Annotated in this window: 13 protein-coding genes; 4 read left to right on the top strand and 9 right to left on the bottom strand. The window is 68.2% G+C overall.

The annotated features are described in order from the left end of the window. Positions 1-612: 612 nt before the first annotated feature. The 5 genes from infB to trmB form a co-directional block, all read right to left on the bottom strand. Positions 613-3,300 carry a translation initiation factor IF-2 gene (gene infB, locus GC150_10580; protein MBI1385346.1) on the bottom strand — a complete coding sequence of 896 codons (2,688 nt, stop codon included), beginning with the start codon at positions 3,298-3,300 and terminating at the stop codon, positions 613-615. A 2-nt stretch (positions 3,301-3,302) separates the two neighbouring features. Continuing rightward, on the bottom strand, positions 3,303-4,031 hold the full coding sequence (locus GC150_10575; GenBank protein MBI1385345.1) for an RNA-binding protein: 729 nt from the start codon (positions 4,029-4,031) through the stop codon (positions 3,303-3,305). Between the two features lie 28 nt (positions 4,032-4,059). Continuing rightward, on the bottom strand, positions 4,060-5,685 hold the full coding sequence (gene nusA / locus GC150_10570) for a transcription termination/antitermination protein NusA (protein ID MBI1385344.1): 1,626 nt from the start codon (positions 5,683-5,685) through the stop codon (positions 4,060-4,062). A 13-nt stretch (positions 5,686-5,698) separates the two neighbouring features. Next, a complete protein-coding gene (locus GC150_10565; GenBank protein MBI1385343.1) occupies positions 5,699-6,421 on the bottom strand; it encodes a ribosome maturation factor in 723 nt (240 codons plus the stop codon). Positions 6,422-6,640: 219 nt separating this feature from the next. Then, positions 6,641-7,480: a tRNA (guanosine(46)-N7)-methyltransferase TrmB gene (trmB, locus tag GC150_10560; protein MBI1385342.1), complete on the bottom strand. Its 840-nt coding sequence runs from the start codon at positions 7,478-7,480 to the stop codon at positions 6,641-6,643. Between trmB and GC150_10555 the strand changes: the two genes are divergently transcribed. Beyond that, a complete protein-coding gene (locus GC150_10555; GenBank protein MBI1385341.1) occupies positions 7,280-8,113 on the top strand; it encodes a flavodoxin family protein in 834 nt (277 codons plus the stop codon). The two genes, trmB and GC150_10555, sit on opposite strands and share 201 nt — an antisense overlap. A gap of 29 nt (positions 8,114-8,142) precedes the next feature. On the opposite strand, the gene GC150_10550 is transcribed toward GC150_10555, so the two are convergent. The 4 genes from GC150_10550 to GC150_10535 all read right to left on the bottom strand — a co-directional run bounded on the left by GC150_10550 (position 8,143) and on the right by GC150_10535 (position 12,454). After that, the gene (locus GC150_10550; protein ID MBI1385340.1) at positions 8,143-9,333 is read right to left on the bottom strand and encodes a methionine adenosyltransferase; all 1,191 of its coding nucleotides are present in this window, start codon (positions 9,331-9,333) and stop codon (positions 8,143-8,145) included. 74 nt (positions 9,334-9,407) lie between these two features. Continuing rightward, a complete protein-coding gene (locus GC150_10545; protein MBI1385339.1) occupies positions 9,408-10,400 on the bottom strand; it encodes a tyrosine recombinase in 993 nt (330 codons plus the stop codon). Positions 10,401-10,413: 13 nt separating this feature from the next. Continuing rightward, a complete protein-coding gene (locus GC150_10540; protein MBI1385338.1) occupies positions 10,414-12,294 on the bottom strand; it encodes a hypothetical protein in 1,881 nt (626 codons plus the stop codon). A 13-nt stretch (positions 12,295-12,307) separates the two neighbouring features. Further along, entirely contained in the window at positions 12,308-12,454 is a 147-nt protein-coding gene (locus GC150_10535) for a histidine kinase (GenBank protein MBI1385337.1), read from the bottom strand. 207 nt (positions 12,455-12,661) lie between these two features. Here GC150_10535 and GC150_10530 point away from each other — a divergent pair, with 207 nt between their 5' ends. The 3 genes from GC150_10530 (at position 12,662) to GC150_10520 (ending at position 15,980) form a co-directional block, all read left to right on the top strand. Next, positions 12,662-13,255, top strand: a complete 594-nt coding sequence (locus tag GC150_10530) for a shikimate kinase (GenBank protein MBI1385336.1) — start codon at positions 12,662-12,664, stop codon at positions 13,253-13,255. A 129-nt stretch (positions 13,256-13,384) separates the two neighbouring features. Beyond that, positions 13,385-14,533, top strand: a complete 1,149-nt coding sequence (locus GC150_10525; GenBank protein ID MBI1385335.1) for a 3-dehydroquinate synthase — start codon at positions 13,385-13,387, stop codon at positions 14,531-14,533. A gap of 127 nt (positions 14,534-14,660) precedes the next feature. After that, the gene (locus tag GC150_10520; protein ID MBI1385334.1) at positions 14,661-15,980 is read left to right on the top strand and encodes a DUF21 domain-containing protein; all 1,320 of its coding nucleotides are present in this window, start codon (positions 14,661-14,663) and stop codon (positions 15,978-15,980) included. The last annotated feature ends 276 nt before the right edge of the window (positions 15,981-16,256 follow it).

Genomic DNA, 16,256 nt, shown 5'->3' with positions numbered 1-16,256 from the left:
GATGAGCCCGGCGCTCACGGCCAAACCGCCACGAACCTCGTCGACACTCCGGACCGCGGGCCAGGCAAGCCGATGCTCGCTATGTGGGGAGCGAAAGACGATGCTCTCCTGACCGACCTCGACCTGCACCGGTTCACCCGTGCCCGCCATGCGCTCGCAGGCCTCGCGAACCAGCATCACATTGATCGAGTAGTAGGCCTGATAGAGCAGCCCGAGAAGAGCGATGCTCACCGCGATCTCGAACAATGGTGAGAGCCGGATGCCGAACAGCTCGAGGAACGGGCCAATCTGGAAGGCCGCCCAGAGCGCGAGCACGACGAAAGCCATAGCAAGAACGAACTGGCGCACGAGGAATTTTCGTCCGCGCGCCCGACGCCAGGCAGTCATCATCGTTTCCAGCAGGCCCGCACCGTCCACCCGATACTGCAGATGATGATCCGGCATGGCTCTCGTCATGGTGCCAAGCGCGCCCGGTGGCGGGGAGCGCCAATCATTCGATCGACGAGAGGCGGAGCCGGCCGAACTCCGGCTGCGGCTCGCCTCGCTGGTCAGGAAGGCGGCGGGGCCGTGGACCGCGCGTCCGGCGCCCCCGCCCAACGATGACCGACACCGTCAAAGCGAGCGCTTCACCTTCTCGGTGGTGAAGCATTCGATGACATCGCCAGCCCGCATGTCCTGGTAGCCCTCGAATGCCATGCCGCACTCCTGGCCGACCTGAACCTCCTTGACCTCGTCCTTGAAGCGCTTGAGCGTCGAGAGCTTGCCCTCGTGGATGACCACGTTGTCGCGGATGAGGCGAACATTGGCGCCGCGCTCGACGCGGCCTTCCGTGACGCGGCAACCGGCGACCTTGCCGACCTTCGTGATGTTGAAAATCTCGAGGATCGAGGCATTGCCGAGGAAATTCTCGCGGATGGTCGGAGCGAGCATGCCAGACATCGCCGATTTCACGTCGTCGACCACGTCGTAGATGATCGCGTACTGGCGGATCTCCACGCCTTCACGCTCGGCGGCCGCGCGTGCCTGCTGGTTGGCGCGGACGTTGAACGCGATGATGACCGCGTTCGAGGCGGCGGCGAGGGAGATATCGGACTCCGTGACGCCGCCGACCCCCGAGTGCAGGATGCGTGCGCCGACCTCGTCGGTTCCCAGTTTCTCGAGCGCGCCGGCGATCGCCTCGGCGGATCCCTGCACGTCGGCCTTGACGAGCAGCGGGAATTCCTGGCGACCGGCATCCTTGAGCTTCGACATCATCTGCTCGAGCGAGCGCACGGTGGCGCCGCCGGCAAGCTTGTCGCGCCGCAGGCTCTCGCGGTACTCGGTCAGCTCACGGGCGCGGCTTTCGTTCTCGACGACCGCGAACTGGTCGCCGGCTTCGGGCGCCGAGTTGAAGCCGAGGACCTCGACCGGAGTCGACGGTCCCGCCTCCACGATGTGTCCGCCCTTGTCGTCGATCAGGGCACGTACGCGACCCCAGCTGGTGCCGGCCACCACGATGTTGCCGACGCGCAGCGTGCCGCGCTGAACCAGAAGGGTGCCGACCGGCCCACGACCGCGCTCCAGCTTGGCTTCGACGACGATGCCCTCGGCGGTGCGTTCCGGATTGGCGCGCAGCTCGAGCAGCTCGGACTGCATCGCGATCGCCTCGAGCAGGGTGTCGATGCCTGTCTGCTTGAGCGCGGAGACCTCGACCTCGAGGGTTTCGCCCGACAGGCTCTCGACCACCACCTCATGCTGCAGGAGCGCCATGCGCACCTTGTTCGGATCGGCGTCGGGCTTGTCGATCTTGTTGATGGCGACGATCATCGGCACGCCAGCGGCACGGGCGTGTCGAATGGCCTCGATCGTCTGCGGCATGACGCCGTCATCGGCGGCCACCACCAGAACAACGATATCCGTCACCTTGGCGCCCCGCGCGCGCATGGCGGTGAACGCCTCGTGGCCGGGCGTGTCGATGAAGGTGACAAGGGCGCCGGAGGGCGTCTTCACCTGATAGGCGCCGATATGCTGCGTGATACCCCCCGCCTCGCCGGCGACCACGTTGGCGTGGCGGATGGCATCGAGGAGCGACGTCTTGCCGTGGTCGACGTGGCCCATGATGGTGACGACGGGAGGCCGGGAACGGCGATCGCCCTCGTCGTCCGCGGCCCCGATGAACCCTTCCTCGACGTCGGCGGCCGAGACACGACGCACGGTGTGGCCGAACTCCTGGGCGACCAGCTCGGCCGTGTCGGTGTCGATCACGTCGTTCATCTTGAACATCTCGCCCTGCTTCATCAGGAAGCGGATGACATCGACGGCGCGTTCGGCCATCCGGTTGGCGAGTTCCTGGATGGTGATCACCTCGGGGATGACGACCTCGCGGGAAATCTTCTCGCGGGCCTGCAAGGCGCCCATCGATTTCGCCTTCTGGCGCTCCTGGCGCCGGCGCAGCGAGGCGAGCGAGCGCTCGCGTTGGCTCTCGTCGAAGGCATTGTTGATCGTGAGGCGGCCACGCGTGCGCCTGTCGTCCTCGCGCTTGGGCGGCGTCGGCGGGCGCTCGGCCTCGCGACGCAGCGGCCGCTTGGCGCGGTCACCGCCGCGCTCCTCGTCCTCGCCCTCGGCGGTGCGCGCCTTGGCGACCGGCACCCGCTCGGCCGGCGCCGAACGCTGCCTGGCGCCGACCGGATCGGTCGGCACGGTGCCTTCGAGGGGAGCGACCACGGCGGTCTGCGCAGCGGTTTCGGACTGGCTGGCGCCTTCGGCTTCGCGCTCGGCCTCCTCGGCGCGGCGGCGGGCTTCCTCCTCTTCCTCGCGCTTCTTGGCGGCAGCCTCGAGCGCGCGGCGGCGATCCTCCTCGGCCCGGCGCTGCATTTCCTCTTCGGCCCGGCGCCGATCATCGGCCTCGCGCGCCTTTGCTGCCGCGAGGGCACGCAGGCGCGCCTCCTTCTCGGCGTCGGAGAGCTTGCGCGTCAGGCCGTCGGACGCTCCACGCGCCGCCGAGGGCATGTTCGAGCGCTCGACGCCGGAACGCCGACGCGGCGCGGCCTCCTCGGCACGTGGCGCGGCGCTGGCCGTCTGGCTGGCCGTGGGCGGCGCTGCGGGGGCCGGTGCGGGGCTGGCGGCCTGCGTCGACGACGCGCCGGGTGTCGGCGGGACGATGCGACGCTTCTTGCGTTCGACCAGAACCGGCTTGGAGCGACCTTGCGGGAAATTCTGGCGCACGACCGCAGTATCGACCGTGCGCTTTGCAATAACCGTCAAGGGCTTGCGCTGATCGCCGGGTGCCTGGCTCTCGTCTGTCTCTTTCGTCTCGGTCATACTCATTCCGTGTTTGGACCCCGGGTCGGGGCCATATCTGGGCCAGAAGCCGAGCCAGCCGGCTCGCAGTCGAGCGACGATGTCGCTTCGTAGCGCCTCAGCCTCGCGAAGTCTTTCTGGAATCTCAGGCTGGCGCCACCCGCCTTCATCCCAGCATGTACCACATTCGGACGGCCTAGTGCCAAACTCAATTCGTCTCGCGTCAGATCCACCCCGGTGATTTTCGCACCGCTCGCCTCGAGAACCGCCCCGGGAAACTCCGGCGGCAGCGCCGCGAGGCGTCGATCGAGGCGCTCACGCCCGTCCCGCCCGGCATCGCTGGCATGCACGAGCAGGACGATCCGGCGCTCGGTCAGTGCCGCCTCCAGCTTCATGAAGCCCAAAACCACCTCGCCGGCCTTGCGGGCCAGGGACAACGAGGCGAGCGTACGGGCACGCAGGAGCTGGCCAACCAACGCAGGCAAGTCCGCATCCACGACGACCTCGGTCTTCAGCGCGCGGGCGAAGGCCCGGCGGCGAACGGCGAGTTCGACCACTTCGCGCCGGCAGGTGACCCAGCATCCTCGCCCGGGGAGCCGCGCCGCGATATCCGGCACCACCCGACGCTCGGGCCCGACCACGAAACGCAAGAGTTCGTCCGGCGAAGCACGCTCGCGCGTGACGATGCATTGTCGCCGCGGATGCCCGTCGGCATCCACCTCGTACTCCCGCGCCTCCGGCTCGCCGGTCATGATCGTGCCTCCCGCGGAGCGGCCGGCCTCAGACCGCCTCTCCCTCGGCGCCAACCCCACCGGCCTCTTCGCCTCCCTCGGCCTCGGCGGCCGGACCGGTAATATCCTCCACTTCAACCATGCCGGCCAGCAGGCGCGCCGACATGATCAACTCCTCGGCCTCCTCGCGCGACAGTTCGAAGCCGGACAGCGCACCTTCGTGGCGCACCGTCGAGCCGTCGCGACGCTCGTGCCATCCGATGAGATCGTCGGTCGCGCACCACGCCAAATCCTCCAGCGATCGGATGTCGTTCTCGCCGAAGGCCACCATCATCGCCGTCGTGACACCCGGCACCTGGGCGATATCGTCGGAAACACCGAGTTCGCGGCGCCGACGGTCGCGCTCGGCCTCCTGGGCGTCGAGGTAGTCGCGGGCGCGGGTCTGGACCTCCTGGGCCGTCTCTTCCGGCAAACCGTCGATCGAGGCGACCTCTGCGATATCGACGTAGGCCACCTCCTCGATGCTCGAGAACCCCTCGGCGACCAGCAACTGGGCGATGAACTCGTCGATATCGAGCGCCTCCATGAAGAGGGCGAGCCGCTCGCCGGTTTCCTTCTGGCGGCGTTCCGTCTCGGCGGACTCGGTCAGGATGTCGATGTCCCAGCCCGTGAGTTCGCTCGCAAGCCGGACATTCTGACCCTTGCGACCGATCGCCAGGGAGAGCTGGTCGTCGGGCACCACCACCTCGATACGCTCGGCGTCCTCGTCGAGCACGACCTTGACGACCTCGGCGGGTGCGAGCGCGTTCACGATGAAGTTGGCCGCGTCGCCGGACCAGGGGATGATGTCGATCTTTTCGCCCTGCAGTTCGCCGACCACGGCCTGAACGCGCTGACCGCGCATGCCGACGCAGGCGCCGACCGGGTCGATGGAGCTGTCGTTCGAGATGACCGCGATCTTTGCACGGCTTCCCGGCTCACGCGCGACGGAGCGGATTTCGACGATCCCGTCGTAGATCTCCGGAACCTCCTGGGCAAAGAGCTTGGCCATGAACTCGGGGCGCGTGCGCGAGAGGAAAATCTGCGGGCCGCGCTGTTCGCGGCGCACGTCCGCGATGAGGGCGCGGACACGGTCGCCGTAGCGGTAGGCCTCGCGCGGCAGCTTCTCCTCACGGCGGAGAATTCCCTCGCCGCGGCCGAGGTCGACGATGACGTGGCCGTGTTCCTCGCGCTTCACAGTGCCGTTGATGATCTGGCCGACGCGGTCCTTGTATTCCTCGAACTGCTGGTCGCGCTCGGCCTCACGGACCTTCTGGACGATCACCTGCTTGGCATTCTGGGCGGCGACGCGGCCGAAATCGAGGGGCGGAAGTTCTTCCTCGATGGTGCCACCGACTTCGGCGGCGGGATCGCGCCACTTGGCGTTGGCGAGTGAAATCTCGGTCGCCTGGTTGGCGACCTCCTCGACGATGGTCATGACGCGGGCGAGCCGCATCTCTCCGGTCTGCGGATTGATGCGCGCGCGAATTTCGTTCTCCGCGCCGTAACGCGATTTCGCAGCTTTCTGGATCGCATCCTCCATGGCGGCGATCACGATCTGACGGTCGATCGACTTCTCGCGCGCGACGGCATCGGCGATCTGCAGGAGCTCGAGCCGGTTGGCGCTCACACCCATCTGTGCCATTCCACTACTCCATCCTGTCGCCCGTCCGGCGCCGCTTGCCGCCCGCGCCGACGGGCCGTTCATTCGCCGATCCCGTTACCCCGGCATCGGGCTCGATATCACCACCGGCCGTCTCGCCGGCCCGAGCGGAACCTTCGTTCTCGCCGCCGCTTTCGCCCTCGGCAGCCGCTTGCGCGGCGAGTGCACGGCGTGCCTGGCCCAAGGCGATCAACTCGTCGGTCAGGACGAGCTTGGCGCTCTCGACCATCGTCAGCGGAAAGCCGAGCACCACGACGCCCGCTTCGCCGCCGAGGTCGGTCTCGAGGCGCAATTCGCCGTCCTCCATGCCCTCGAGCCGCCCGCGAAACCGCTTGCGGCCCTCCACCATCTCGCGCAATTCGAGCCGCGCCTCGTGCCCGATGTGCGCCTCGATGTCGCTCGGGCGGACCAGCGGACGGTCGATGCCGGGTGATGAAACCTCGAGGCCGTGGCTCGAGCGCGCCTTCGGCACGTAGGCATCGATGGTCGGATCGAGCGCCCGCGACACCCGCTCACAGTCGGAAGCGTCGACCTCGCGCCCGGCATGGTCGAACATGACCTGGATCGTTCCACCGTCACGGCTGGAGACGAGCACGCGGACCAGCCGGAACCCGAGTTCGGACAGCACCGGCTCGGCCAATTCGGCAATCTCCGCCGCCAAGCCGGTTTCGCGGAAGAACCGCGCATCGCCACCGAAGTCCGTACCCACTCGCGTCAACACGTTGCTCCGAGCGCACGGGGCGTGTCACACCCTGCGCCGCCAAATAAAAAAGAGCGGACCCGGAGGGCCCACTCCCGAAGTTGAGATGATCATGAGCACTTTTCCTATACGACGGGCACGCACGACGCGCAAGCGTTCAATGTGACCGGCTTGGAAGAAATGGCCCTGCGGGCCCGACGCGGCAGAGCGGTCGGCGGGGCGATCGCCTCAGCCCACGGTCGGCTCGTGCACATAACGCATGTAACGCGGCGCTCTTTTCGCCGCAACGGCTTTGGCCTCGTAGCGAGTCGGCGGCCAATCCGGCGGGCGGGCGCTCCATTCGGCGGCACTCGGTGTCAGGCACCGGAAGGCAGGGGTCGCGGCGAAAGCGGCGTCCATCGAGCGCGCATAATCGACGATGTCGGTCGCGACGCGGAGTTCGCCGCCAACCGCCATGACACGCGAGAGAGTGGCCAGGAAAGGGGCGTCCACGAGCCGGCGCTTGACATGGCGGCGCTTCGGCCACGGATCGGGGAAAAGGATGAAAACCCGGGTGAGAGCGCGGGCCGGCAGGGCCGCGATCACCGTGCGGGCGTCGTCGTGGAAAACGCGCACATTGTCGAGCGCCAGGCGCTCGATCTCACTGAGCAGCTTGGCGACCCCATTGGCGAACGGCTCACAACCGATGAAGGCCACGTCGGGATGGGCAACGGCCTGGGCGGCGAGGTGCTCGCCACCGCCGAAGCCGATCTCCATCGCCAGCGCCCGGCAGCCGGGCCCGAAGGCCGACAGCGGATCGGCGCCGTGACGATCCGGATCGAAGCTCAACGCTGGCAACAGCCCACCGTAAAGCTCGCGCTGGCGACCATGCAGCGCCTTGCCCTTCCGGCGGCCAAACAAGGTTTTCCGGCGGACGGGAACGGCGTTCGAACAATCGCCCGGCGCGGCATCGGGGCAGCCGTCGGGCGCGGGCGGCTCGAATGCCGAAAGCTGTCTGGTCGTGCTCACTTTGACGACCTCGCACAGCCATTGACGGCGATCAAGGATGCCGGCGCGGGATCGGTCCATATCGCCAGGGGGGTGGCGCGATCCATGGGGGCACGAGCGAAGGACGGCGTCATGGCGAAGCGTGTTCTGATCATCCAGGGTCACCCCGATTGCGGCACGCCGCACTACTGTCATGCACTCGCGGAGGCCTACCGATCGGGTGCGACCGGAGCCGGGGCCGAGGTGGAGCACGTCGATATCGCACGTCTGGCGCCAGAGCCGCTGCTGTCGGAGGCCGCCTTTGCCACGCCGCCGGACGAGGCGATGCGCGCCGTGCAACAGCAGGTGCTGCGAGCCGAACACCTCGTCGTCGTCTTTCCGCTCTGGCTGGGAACCATGCCGGCTCTGGTCAAGGCCTTCTTCGAGCAGCTCGCACGGGCGGACTTCGCGGTCTCGGAACGCGGCGGCGGCTGGCCGAAACAGAACCTCGCGGGCCGCTCCGCCCGCGTCATCGTGACGATGGGCATGCCGGCGCTGGCGTTCCGTTTCCTCTTCGGGGCGGCGGGCGTCAGATGCCTGCGGAACGGGGTCCTTTCGATGTCCGGGGTCGGTCCGGTGCGCGAGACCTATATCGGCGGTATCGGCGCGCTCGACGAGCGGCAGCGCGCGCGATGGCTCGAGCGGGTCGCGGACCTCGGGCGCCACCAGCGCTGAGCCGATGGCGCCAGCGAACAAACGAACCCTCAGACCGCGCCGGTCAGCGCCTCGACGAGGTCGGTGCGCTCCCAGGAAAAGCCGCCGTCGGCATCGGGCGTGCGCCCGAAATGCCCGTAGGCCGCGGTGCGCGCATAGATCGGACGGTTGAGCGAGAGATGCTCGCGAATGCCGCGCGGCGAAAGGTCCATGACCTTGGCGATCGCCTTTTCCAACACATCGTCACCGACCCGGCTGGTGCCGCCGGTGTCGACGTAGATCGACAACGGCTGCGCGACGCCGATGGCATAGGACAATTGGATGCTGCACCAGTCGGCCAATTCGGCGGCAACGACGTTCTTGGCGAGATAGCGCGCCGCATAGGCTGCGGAACGGTCCACCTTGGTCGGGTCCTTGCCGGAGAAGGCACCGCCGCCGTGGGCCGCCATGCCACCGTAGGTGTCGACGATGATCTTGCGGCCGGTCAGACCGCAGTCGCCGTCGGGGCCGCCGATGACGAATGCACCGGTCGGGTTGACGTGCCAAACCGTGTCGGCGTTGACCCAGCCGCTCGGAAGCGTGCGCTCGATGACCGGGCGGACCAGCTCCTTGATGTCACCCGAGGACAGCTTGGGGTCGATGTGCTGGGTGGAAAGAACGATCTGCACAGCACGGCGCGGCTTGCCGTTCTCGTAATGCACGGAGACCTGGCTCTTGGCGTCGGGCCCGAGCATACCGAGGCGACCGGATTTTCTCTCCGCCGCCAGATTGCGCAGGATGGCGTGCGAATAATAGATCGGGGCCGGCATCAGTTCGGGTGTGTCACGGCAGGCGTAGCCGAACATGATGCCCTGGTCACCGGCGCCTTCGTCCTTGTTGCCGGCGGCATCGACGCCCTGGGCGATGTCCGACGACTGGCCGTGCAACAGCACCTCGATGTTGGCGCGCGCCCAATGGAAGCCGTCCTGCTCGTAACCGATGTCGCGGATCGCGGCCCGGGCCGCGGCGACGATGTCCATGGTCGTGACGCGGTCGGAGCCGCGGTACTCGCCGGCGATCACCACGCGGTTGGTCGTGGCCAGCGTCTCGCAGGCGACGCGCACGCGCCGCGGATCGTCGCCATGAGCGATGGCATCACGATAGAAGAGGTCGACGACCTCGTCCGAGATGCGGTCGCAGACCTTGTCGGGGTGCCCCTCGGAAACGGACTCGCTGGTGAAAACGTAGGACTGCCGGGCCACGGGCATGCTCCCCTCGAAAAGCATGAAAAGACAAGCGCCGCTTCTGGCACCCATGGAACCGACCGGTCAAGGGATCATCGCGATTCATCCTCGGGCCGTGCTGCTCCGGTGCCGATCGCGGCACCGGCGAGCGGGTGGTGCTCGTTGACCAGGCGCTTCAGGCGCTCCTCGAGGACGTGCGTGTAGATTTGCGTGGTCGTGATATCGGCGTGGCCCAGGAGCTGCTGGACGGCGCGCAGGTCGGCGCCGCGATCGAGGAGATGGCTCGCGAAGGCATGACGTAGCACGTGCGGCGAAACGCGGTCCGGCGCGAGTCCGGCCTCGGCTGCGAGGTCCTTCAGTTCCTGGGCGACATGCTGGCGCGTGAGGTGGCCTTCCGCGCCGCGCGAGGCAAAGAGGTAGCCCGAGGTGAGGAGTGCGCTGGCGGATTCGCCTGTTCCGGCGGCGTCGACGACTTCGAGATAAGCCTGGATGGCCTCTCGCGCGAACTCGGTGAGCGGCACGATGCGCTCACGTCCGCCCTTGCCGCGCACGGTCAGAACACGCATGTCGCGCTCGACGGCGCGGCGCGTCAGCGTGACCAGCTCGGTCACCCTGAGGCCGGTCGCATAGAGCGTCTCGAGCAAGGCGCGAAGGCGCAGTGCCGAGAGGCGCGCCGAAGGTTCCGCGCTCGCGGCGCGCCGCACGCGCTCGGCAGCGGCGGCGAGCAGGCCGTCGACCTCGTTGACCGAAAGGGTGCGCGGCAGTGGTCGCTGGCGTTTCGGACCAGCGATGCCGAACGTCGGGTCGTCGTCGATGCGCTCCTCGGCGACGAGGTGGGAATAGAGCTGGCGCATCACAGAGAGCTTGCGGGCGCGCGTGGCGGGGGCGAGTCCCTCGGCATCGAGCCCGGCGAGATAGCCGCGCAACAGGCGCTGATCGGCGGTGAGCGGCGTCGCGCCTGCGCGCTCGAGGAACGTGAAATGGTCCTCGAGGTCGCGGCGGTAGGCCGCAAGCGTGTTGGGGCTTGCGCCACGTTCGGCCGCCATCATCTCGAGGAAGCTCTCGAGCAGCACACGCCCGGTCATCGCGCCGGACCACTCATCTCGGTGCCCCGGCGCGCGGCCAGCCCTCGACGACCGCCTCGAAAGCGATCGCCCGGGCCTCGCGCTCGAAGCCGAGGGCGCGCATGCCGCGGATCACATCGCCGAGGGCGAGCAGGTTCGTGGCGGGCGGCCCGTCGCCGCCCAGTCCGACCAAGGAGAGCAGCAGGCCGCGGCCGAGATCGCGCCGCTCGGCGGCAAGCTTCAGGTCGCTGAGCACGCCCGTCGGCGGCAGGTGCCCGGCGGTCGGCTGCGGGGTACGGCTGGCGGCATTCCAGAGCGGGATCGGGACATTGTAGTCGAGCGCGTCGAGCACGGTCGCGAGGCGGTGCAGGGTGTCCGGCGCGAGCGCGCCGGCGCTGGCGAGCCGGTCGGCGGTCTCGAGACCAGGGCCACGGGGCACCTCCGGCGAAACCGCGACGATGTCGAGGAGGGCGAGCCAGGGCATGGGGCGCGCCCCGGCCCGGCCGTCGGCGCCGGCAGCGAGCGACCAGGACCAGGCCTTGCGGGTTTCGCCGTTGCGCGTCAGCACCTCGACCGCGATCTCGGCGTACGGCGCGGCCGAAACATCCGGCGGGGTCCGCGCAAAGAGCGGCCCGAGGGCGACGGCGCCGGCCTGCTCGAGGCCTTCTGTCCGGGCCAACGCGAGGTAGTCGGCGGCGGCTTCGGCGAGGGCGGCCGGGCCACGCGCGTTCGCGGCGGCCCCGTAGGCGGCGGCGCGGCGGGCGACTGGATCGGAGCCGCCCCCCACCTCGGCATATGCAGCGGCGAGCACCGCGACATCCGCGGCACCGACGATCAGCGCGCGCTCGGCGGCGAGGGCGCGCACCCCAGGATCGCGGGCGTCCTCGGCGAGGAACACGGCAAAGGCCGGCGTCGCCCGGGCCACCAGGCGACCGTCGAACGGTGCCCCGGCCAAGGCGAGAAAAAGGCCGTCGATGAGGTCGATCTCCTCGGGCAAGCGCACGCGCGGCCGGCCCCCCCTGGAAAGGGCATCGAGAATTTCGTAGGCGGTCTCGGCATTCACGCCCCGCTCGCGTGCGAGATCGAGAATGAGCAGACCGGCCTTGGGATTGACGGTGACCGCGGCACAGTGGGCGACGATGAGGTAGATATCGCGCGTGAGCGGTGCCGGCAGGCTGGCGCCCTCCTGGAGCAGGGTCTTTGAGGTGCCGCACGCCTGCTCCTGTTCGCCGCGTGCCAAGAGAGCCCGCGCGGCGACGGCACGGGCGAGCGGGGTCTCGGCTCCGGCACCACGGGCGAGCATTGCCGCCTCCTCGATGCGCCCGAGGCGATAGAGGGCCTCCATGCGGTAGGCCAGGAAGCTGCCGTCCTCGCCACCGGCCGGCGGCGTGGAGTCGCTCAACATCAGGCGCTGCCAGAGCCGCTGCATGACCGGCGAACGCAGCGCGAACCGCGAATCGGCGACGAAGCGCTCGAGATCGGCCATCGTCATTCCGCGCCAGAGATCGGGCCCGAGCGAGCGGGCAGCGAGGCTCTCGCCCGCTCCGCGACCGACGGGCGGGGCGAGCCGTCCGGGGCCCCAGCGCGGCTGGTCGGACGGGGCGGGCGCGGCGTCGAGCGGGGCCGAGGGGCCAAGGGGGGCAAGGGGGGCGGATTCGATGCCGGAGGCACCCCGCCCGATCAGCTCCCGCGAGGGCGGACGCGAGCGATCGTAGCCAGGGGCCAACTCGGGAAGCGGGCGTTGACCACGCGGGACGACCGGCGCAAGCGGCCCACTGTCCGGGATGACGAGGATCGGATTGGCGGGATCGAGGCGCTGCTGCTCGGCCCGGGCGGGCACGGCGGCGCAAAGGACCGCAAAGGCGAGCGCGGCGACCCAGCCGACAGCGCCCGTCGAGGCGCATGGCAAACGCAAGCGCAGTCCAGAGCTAATCGGACTTGATGGAAACACCGAGGACCTGCTTGGACACTTCCTGCTGCGCCGGCTCGAAGTAGACCGCAAGAACATAGAATGACCCGTAGACCACCGCCACAAGCGTGCCAATGACCGTCAGAAAGCGGATGAGACTGGGCATCGGTCAACCTCGTTCGCGATCGGTATGGCACGAGGATGGCGGCTCGCGCCACGACGCCGAAAGGACGGCCGTCGACGACAGGTATATGGGGATTGTCAGTCGAGACAAGTTATGAAACCGTCCGCCGGGAGAGCACCTCGAGCCCCCACCGCAATCCCGAGAGATTATCGGGAGGTCAGGGCGGCGGGAAGGCGAGCACGAGCGAGCATGTCCCAAACGATCGATCAGCCTTACGAGCTGGCCGCACCGATACGCGAAGCCCTGGCCGGACGCTCGATCGTGCTGGTGGGCCTCATGGGCGCCGGCAAATCCGCCGTCGGCAAGCGGCTGGCCAAGCGCCTCGAGCTGGCATTCATCGACGCCGACACGGAAATCGAGGCGGCGGCGGGCAAATCCATCAGCGACATCTTCGCCGAGCACGGCGAACAGCATTTCCGCGACGGGGAACGGCGCGTGATCGCGCGCTTGCTGACGGAAGGGCCGCAGGTGCTGGCGACAGGTGGCGGCGCCTTCATGGACGAAGAGACGAGGGCCCGAATCCGCGAGGCCGGTGTCTCGCTCTGGCTCAAGGCCGATCTCGACGTCCTGGTGCGAAGGGTGCGAAAGCGCAACCACCGGCCGCTGCTCAAGGATCGCGATCCGCGCAAGGTGCTGGCGGAGCTGATCGAGGTTCGCTATCCGGTCTATGCGCGGGCGGACATCACGGTGCACTCGCGCGACGTGCCGCACGAGGTGGTGGTCGAGGAGGCGATCGCTGCACTCGCGATGTGGCTCGGGATGTCCGCAACCGACGCCGGCTAGTGGTCCGGTTCCGACGTTCTGTATCGCGTCCTGCGGCGCCCGGCGACCGGACGTCAGTTGCGCCAATTCGACCGAGCGGCGCGACGACGAGCGCGCGGTCGCGCACCCAACAATTTGGAGTTCCAGCTCATGGCAGATGCGCAAGAGGCGCGAGTGGAGGCCAAAGCGGAGCGCGTCGTCGAGGTGGCGCTCGGCGATCGCTCCTACCAAATCCTGATCGGCTCGGGTCTGCTCGCCCGGGCCGGGGAAGCAATCGCAACAACGCTGCCGCGGGCGCGGATCGCAATCGTCACCGACGAGAATGTCGCAGGCGCACAGCTTGCCGCCGCGAGGGCAGGTCTCGCGCCCACGTGCCAGTGCCTCGGGGAGGTCGTCCTGCCGGCCGGCGAAGCGACCAAGAGCTTCGAATCCTACACGGCCCTCTCGCGCCGGTTGCTGCAAATCGGTGTCGAGCGCGGTGATGCCCTGGTGGCGCTCGGTGGCGGCGTGATCGGTGACCTCGCGGGCTTTGCGGCGGCGACCCTGCGGCGGGGCGTTGCCTTCGTGCAGGTGCCCACCTCACTGCTGGCGCAGGTGGACTCCTCCGTCGGAGGCAAGACGGGCATCAATGCGCCGGAGGGCAAGAACCTGATCGGCGCCTTCCACCAGCCCTCGCTCGTCCTCATCGATATCGATACGCTGGCAACGCTCGATTCCCGCCAACTGCGGGCTGGTTACGCAGAGGTCGCCAAATACGGCCTCATCGGACGGCCCGACTTCTTCGCCTGGCTCGAGGCGAACGCACCCCGCCTCATCGCCGGGGATGCCGAAGCTCGCCGGCATGCCATCGAGGTCAGCGTGCGCGCCAAGGCCGAGGTCGTCGCCGCCGACGAACGCGAAAGCGGCGAACGCGCGCTCCTCAATCTCGGCCACACCTTCGGGCACGCACTTGAAGCTCACGCCGGCTTCACCGATCTCCTGCTGCACGGGGAGGCGATCGCCATCGGCATGGCGCAGGCGGCGCGCTATTCGGAGCGTCGCGGCCTGATCGGGGCCGGCGAACGTGAGCGCATTGAGCGCCATTTCATCGCGACCGGCCTTCCGACACGCATCGGCGACGTCGCCTGGCGCACGTCGCCGACACCGGAGCGGTTGCTGGAGCTCATGGGGCAAGACAAGAAAGTCGCACGTGGCCGGTTGGTATTGATCCTGCTTGCCGGTATCGGTTCTGCCTTCATCGAGCGATCGGTCGACGAGGGCGACCTCAGCGCGTTCCTGGACCAAGAATGCCGCATCTGAGGTCCGCGCGAGCCTGCTGGCTCCGGATGATACCGGGGCACCCATCGCCGCGCGCGCCTCTTGGCGCCGATCAATTCGCCGGACACCTCGCAAGCCGGGGCCGCAATCGCCCACAGACGAGACCGAAATGAGCATCGAATTCGCCATCACCATCGCAGCCGTTCTCGTGCTGCTGATCTTTTCCGCATTCTTTTCAGGGTCGGAGACGGCTGTGACCGCTGCGTCTCGGGCCCGAATGCACGCCCTCGAGCGTGACGGGGACGCCCGGGCGGGCCTCGTCAACCGGCTGGTGGCCGAGCCCGAACGGCTGATCGGCTCCATCCTGATCGGCAACAACCTGGTCAACATTCTCGCCTCGGCGCTCGCGACCAGCATCTTCCTGCGCGCCTTCGGAGAGGTCGGGGTCGCCTATGCGACGCTCGCCATGACCGCGCTGGTCGTGGTCTTCTCGGAAGTGCTTCCCAAGACCGTGGCGATCAAGTCGCCGGACCGGGTGGCGATCGCCGTCGCGCCGATCCTGCGGGCCGTGGTGTTCATTCTCTCACCGGTTTCGCGGCTCGTGCAGCTCATCGTGCGGGGCCTGATCGGCTCTTCCGAAAAGGGCATCGGTGAGGTGATGGTCTCGCCGCACGAGGAATTGCGCGGAGCAATCGACCTGCATCATCGCGAGGGCGGCGTCGTCAAGCACGATCGTGACATGCTGGGCGGCATCCTCGATCTCAGGGACCTGACGGTCGGCGACGTCATGGTGCACCGCACGAAAATGCAAACCCTCAATGCGGACGATCCGCGGCCCAAGCTGATCGACGACATCCTCAAGAGCCCGTTTTCGCGGCTGCCGATCTGGCGGCGCCAGCCGGAAAACATCGTCGGCGTGCTGCACGTCAAGGACCTGCTGCGCTCGCTCAACCGGGGCGATGTGGAGGCGGCGAGCGTCGACATCATGGCGCTCGCCAAGGATGCCTGGTTCGTGCCGGACTCCACCTCGCTCAAGGACCAGCTCAATGCCTTCCTCAAGCGCAAGGCGCACATGGCGCTCGTCGTCGACGAGTATGGTGAGGTGATGGGCATGATCACACTCGAGGACATCCTCGAGGAGATCGTCGGCCAGATCGCGGACGAACACGACGTGCCCGACGTCGGGATTCGCCCGCAGCCCGACGGCACCGTGAACGTCGACGGCACGGTCGCGATCCGCGACATCAACCGGTTCCTCGACTGGAATCTGCCCGACGACGAAGCAACGACCATCGCGGGACTCGTGATCCACGAGGCCCAGACCATTCCGGAGCCGGGTCAGGCGTTCACCTTCTATGGCTGCCGGTTCGAGATCCTGCGCAAGCAGCGCAACCAGATCACCGCGATCCGAATGAAACCGCTCGACGGCGGTGGACGCGCGGGCAAGCCGGCAGTAGCGGGCGAGCGGCAAGCCGAAAGCGCTGCCTGAAAGTCGTCGCTGCACGGTGCGTCGGATGGCCGGAAATGACGAAAGGCGCGGCTCCTTTCGGAGCCGCGCCGCGAGGCCCGGTGCGATGCGCACCTCGGCCTGCCATCGGCTGTGCGGCGCCCCCATCGGGGCGACCGGCTCACCAGCCGTAGTAGCGGGGCACGTAGGTGACGCAGCCGGCGAAGGCCGAACCAGCGACGAGCATCGAAGAGGCGGTGACGAAGGCGTAAGCTGCGATCTTGCGGATCATCGGAAGTCTCCTTGAAGGGTGGGGTT

Source organism: Hyphomicrobiales bacterium (assembly GCA_016125495.1).
Taxonomy (GTDB): domain Bacteria; phylum Pseudomonadota; class Alphaproteobacteria; order Rhizobiales; family RI-29; genus RI-29.
This window is presented reverse-complemented; position numbering and strand designations above follow the sequence as displayed.

Bases quoted from the DNA above. Each gene is read 5' to 3' on its own strand.
- infB (MBI1385346.1), bottom strand. From the start codon at position 3,300: ATGACCGAGACGAAAGAGACAGACGAGAGCCAGGCACCCGGCGATCAG.
- GC150_10575 (MBI1385345.1), bottom strand. From the start codon at position 4,031: ATGACCGGCGAGCCGGAGGCGCGGGAGTACGAGGTGGATGCCGACGGG.
- nusA (MBI1385344.1), bottom strand. From the start codon at position 5,685: ATGGGTGTGAGCGCCAACCGGCTCGAGCTCCTGCAGATCGCCGATGCC.
- GC150_10555 (MBI1385341.1), top strand. From the start codon at position 7,280: ATGCAGCGCCTTGCCCTTCCGGCGGCCAAACAAGGTTTTCCGGCGGAC.
- trmB (MBI1385342.1), bottom strand. From the start codon at position 7,480: ATGGACCGATCCCGCGCCGGCATCCTTGATCGCCGTCAATGGCTGTGC.
- GC150_10545 (MBI1385339.1), bottom strand. From the start codon at position 10,400: ATGACCGGGCGTGTGCTGCTCGAGAGCTTCCTCGAGATGATGGCGGCC.
- GC150_10535 (MBI1385337.1), bottom strand. From the start codon at position 12,454: ATGCCCAGTCTCATCCGCTTTCTGACGGTCATTGGCACGCTTGTGGCG.
- GC150_10530 (MBI1385336.1), top strand. From the start codon at position 12,662: ATGTCCCAAACGATCGATCAGCCTTACGAGCTGGCCGCACCGATACGC.
- GC150_10525 (MBI1385335.1), top strand. From the start codon at position 13,385: ATGGCAGATGCGCAAGAGGCGCGAGTGGAGGCCAAAGCGGAGCGCGTC.
- GC150_10520 (MBI1385334.1), top strand. From the start codon at position 14,661: ATGAGCATCGAATTCGCCATCACCATCGCAGCCGTTCTCGTGCTGCTG.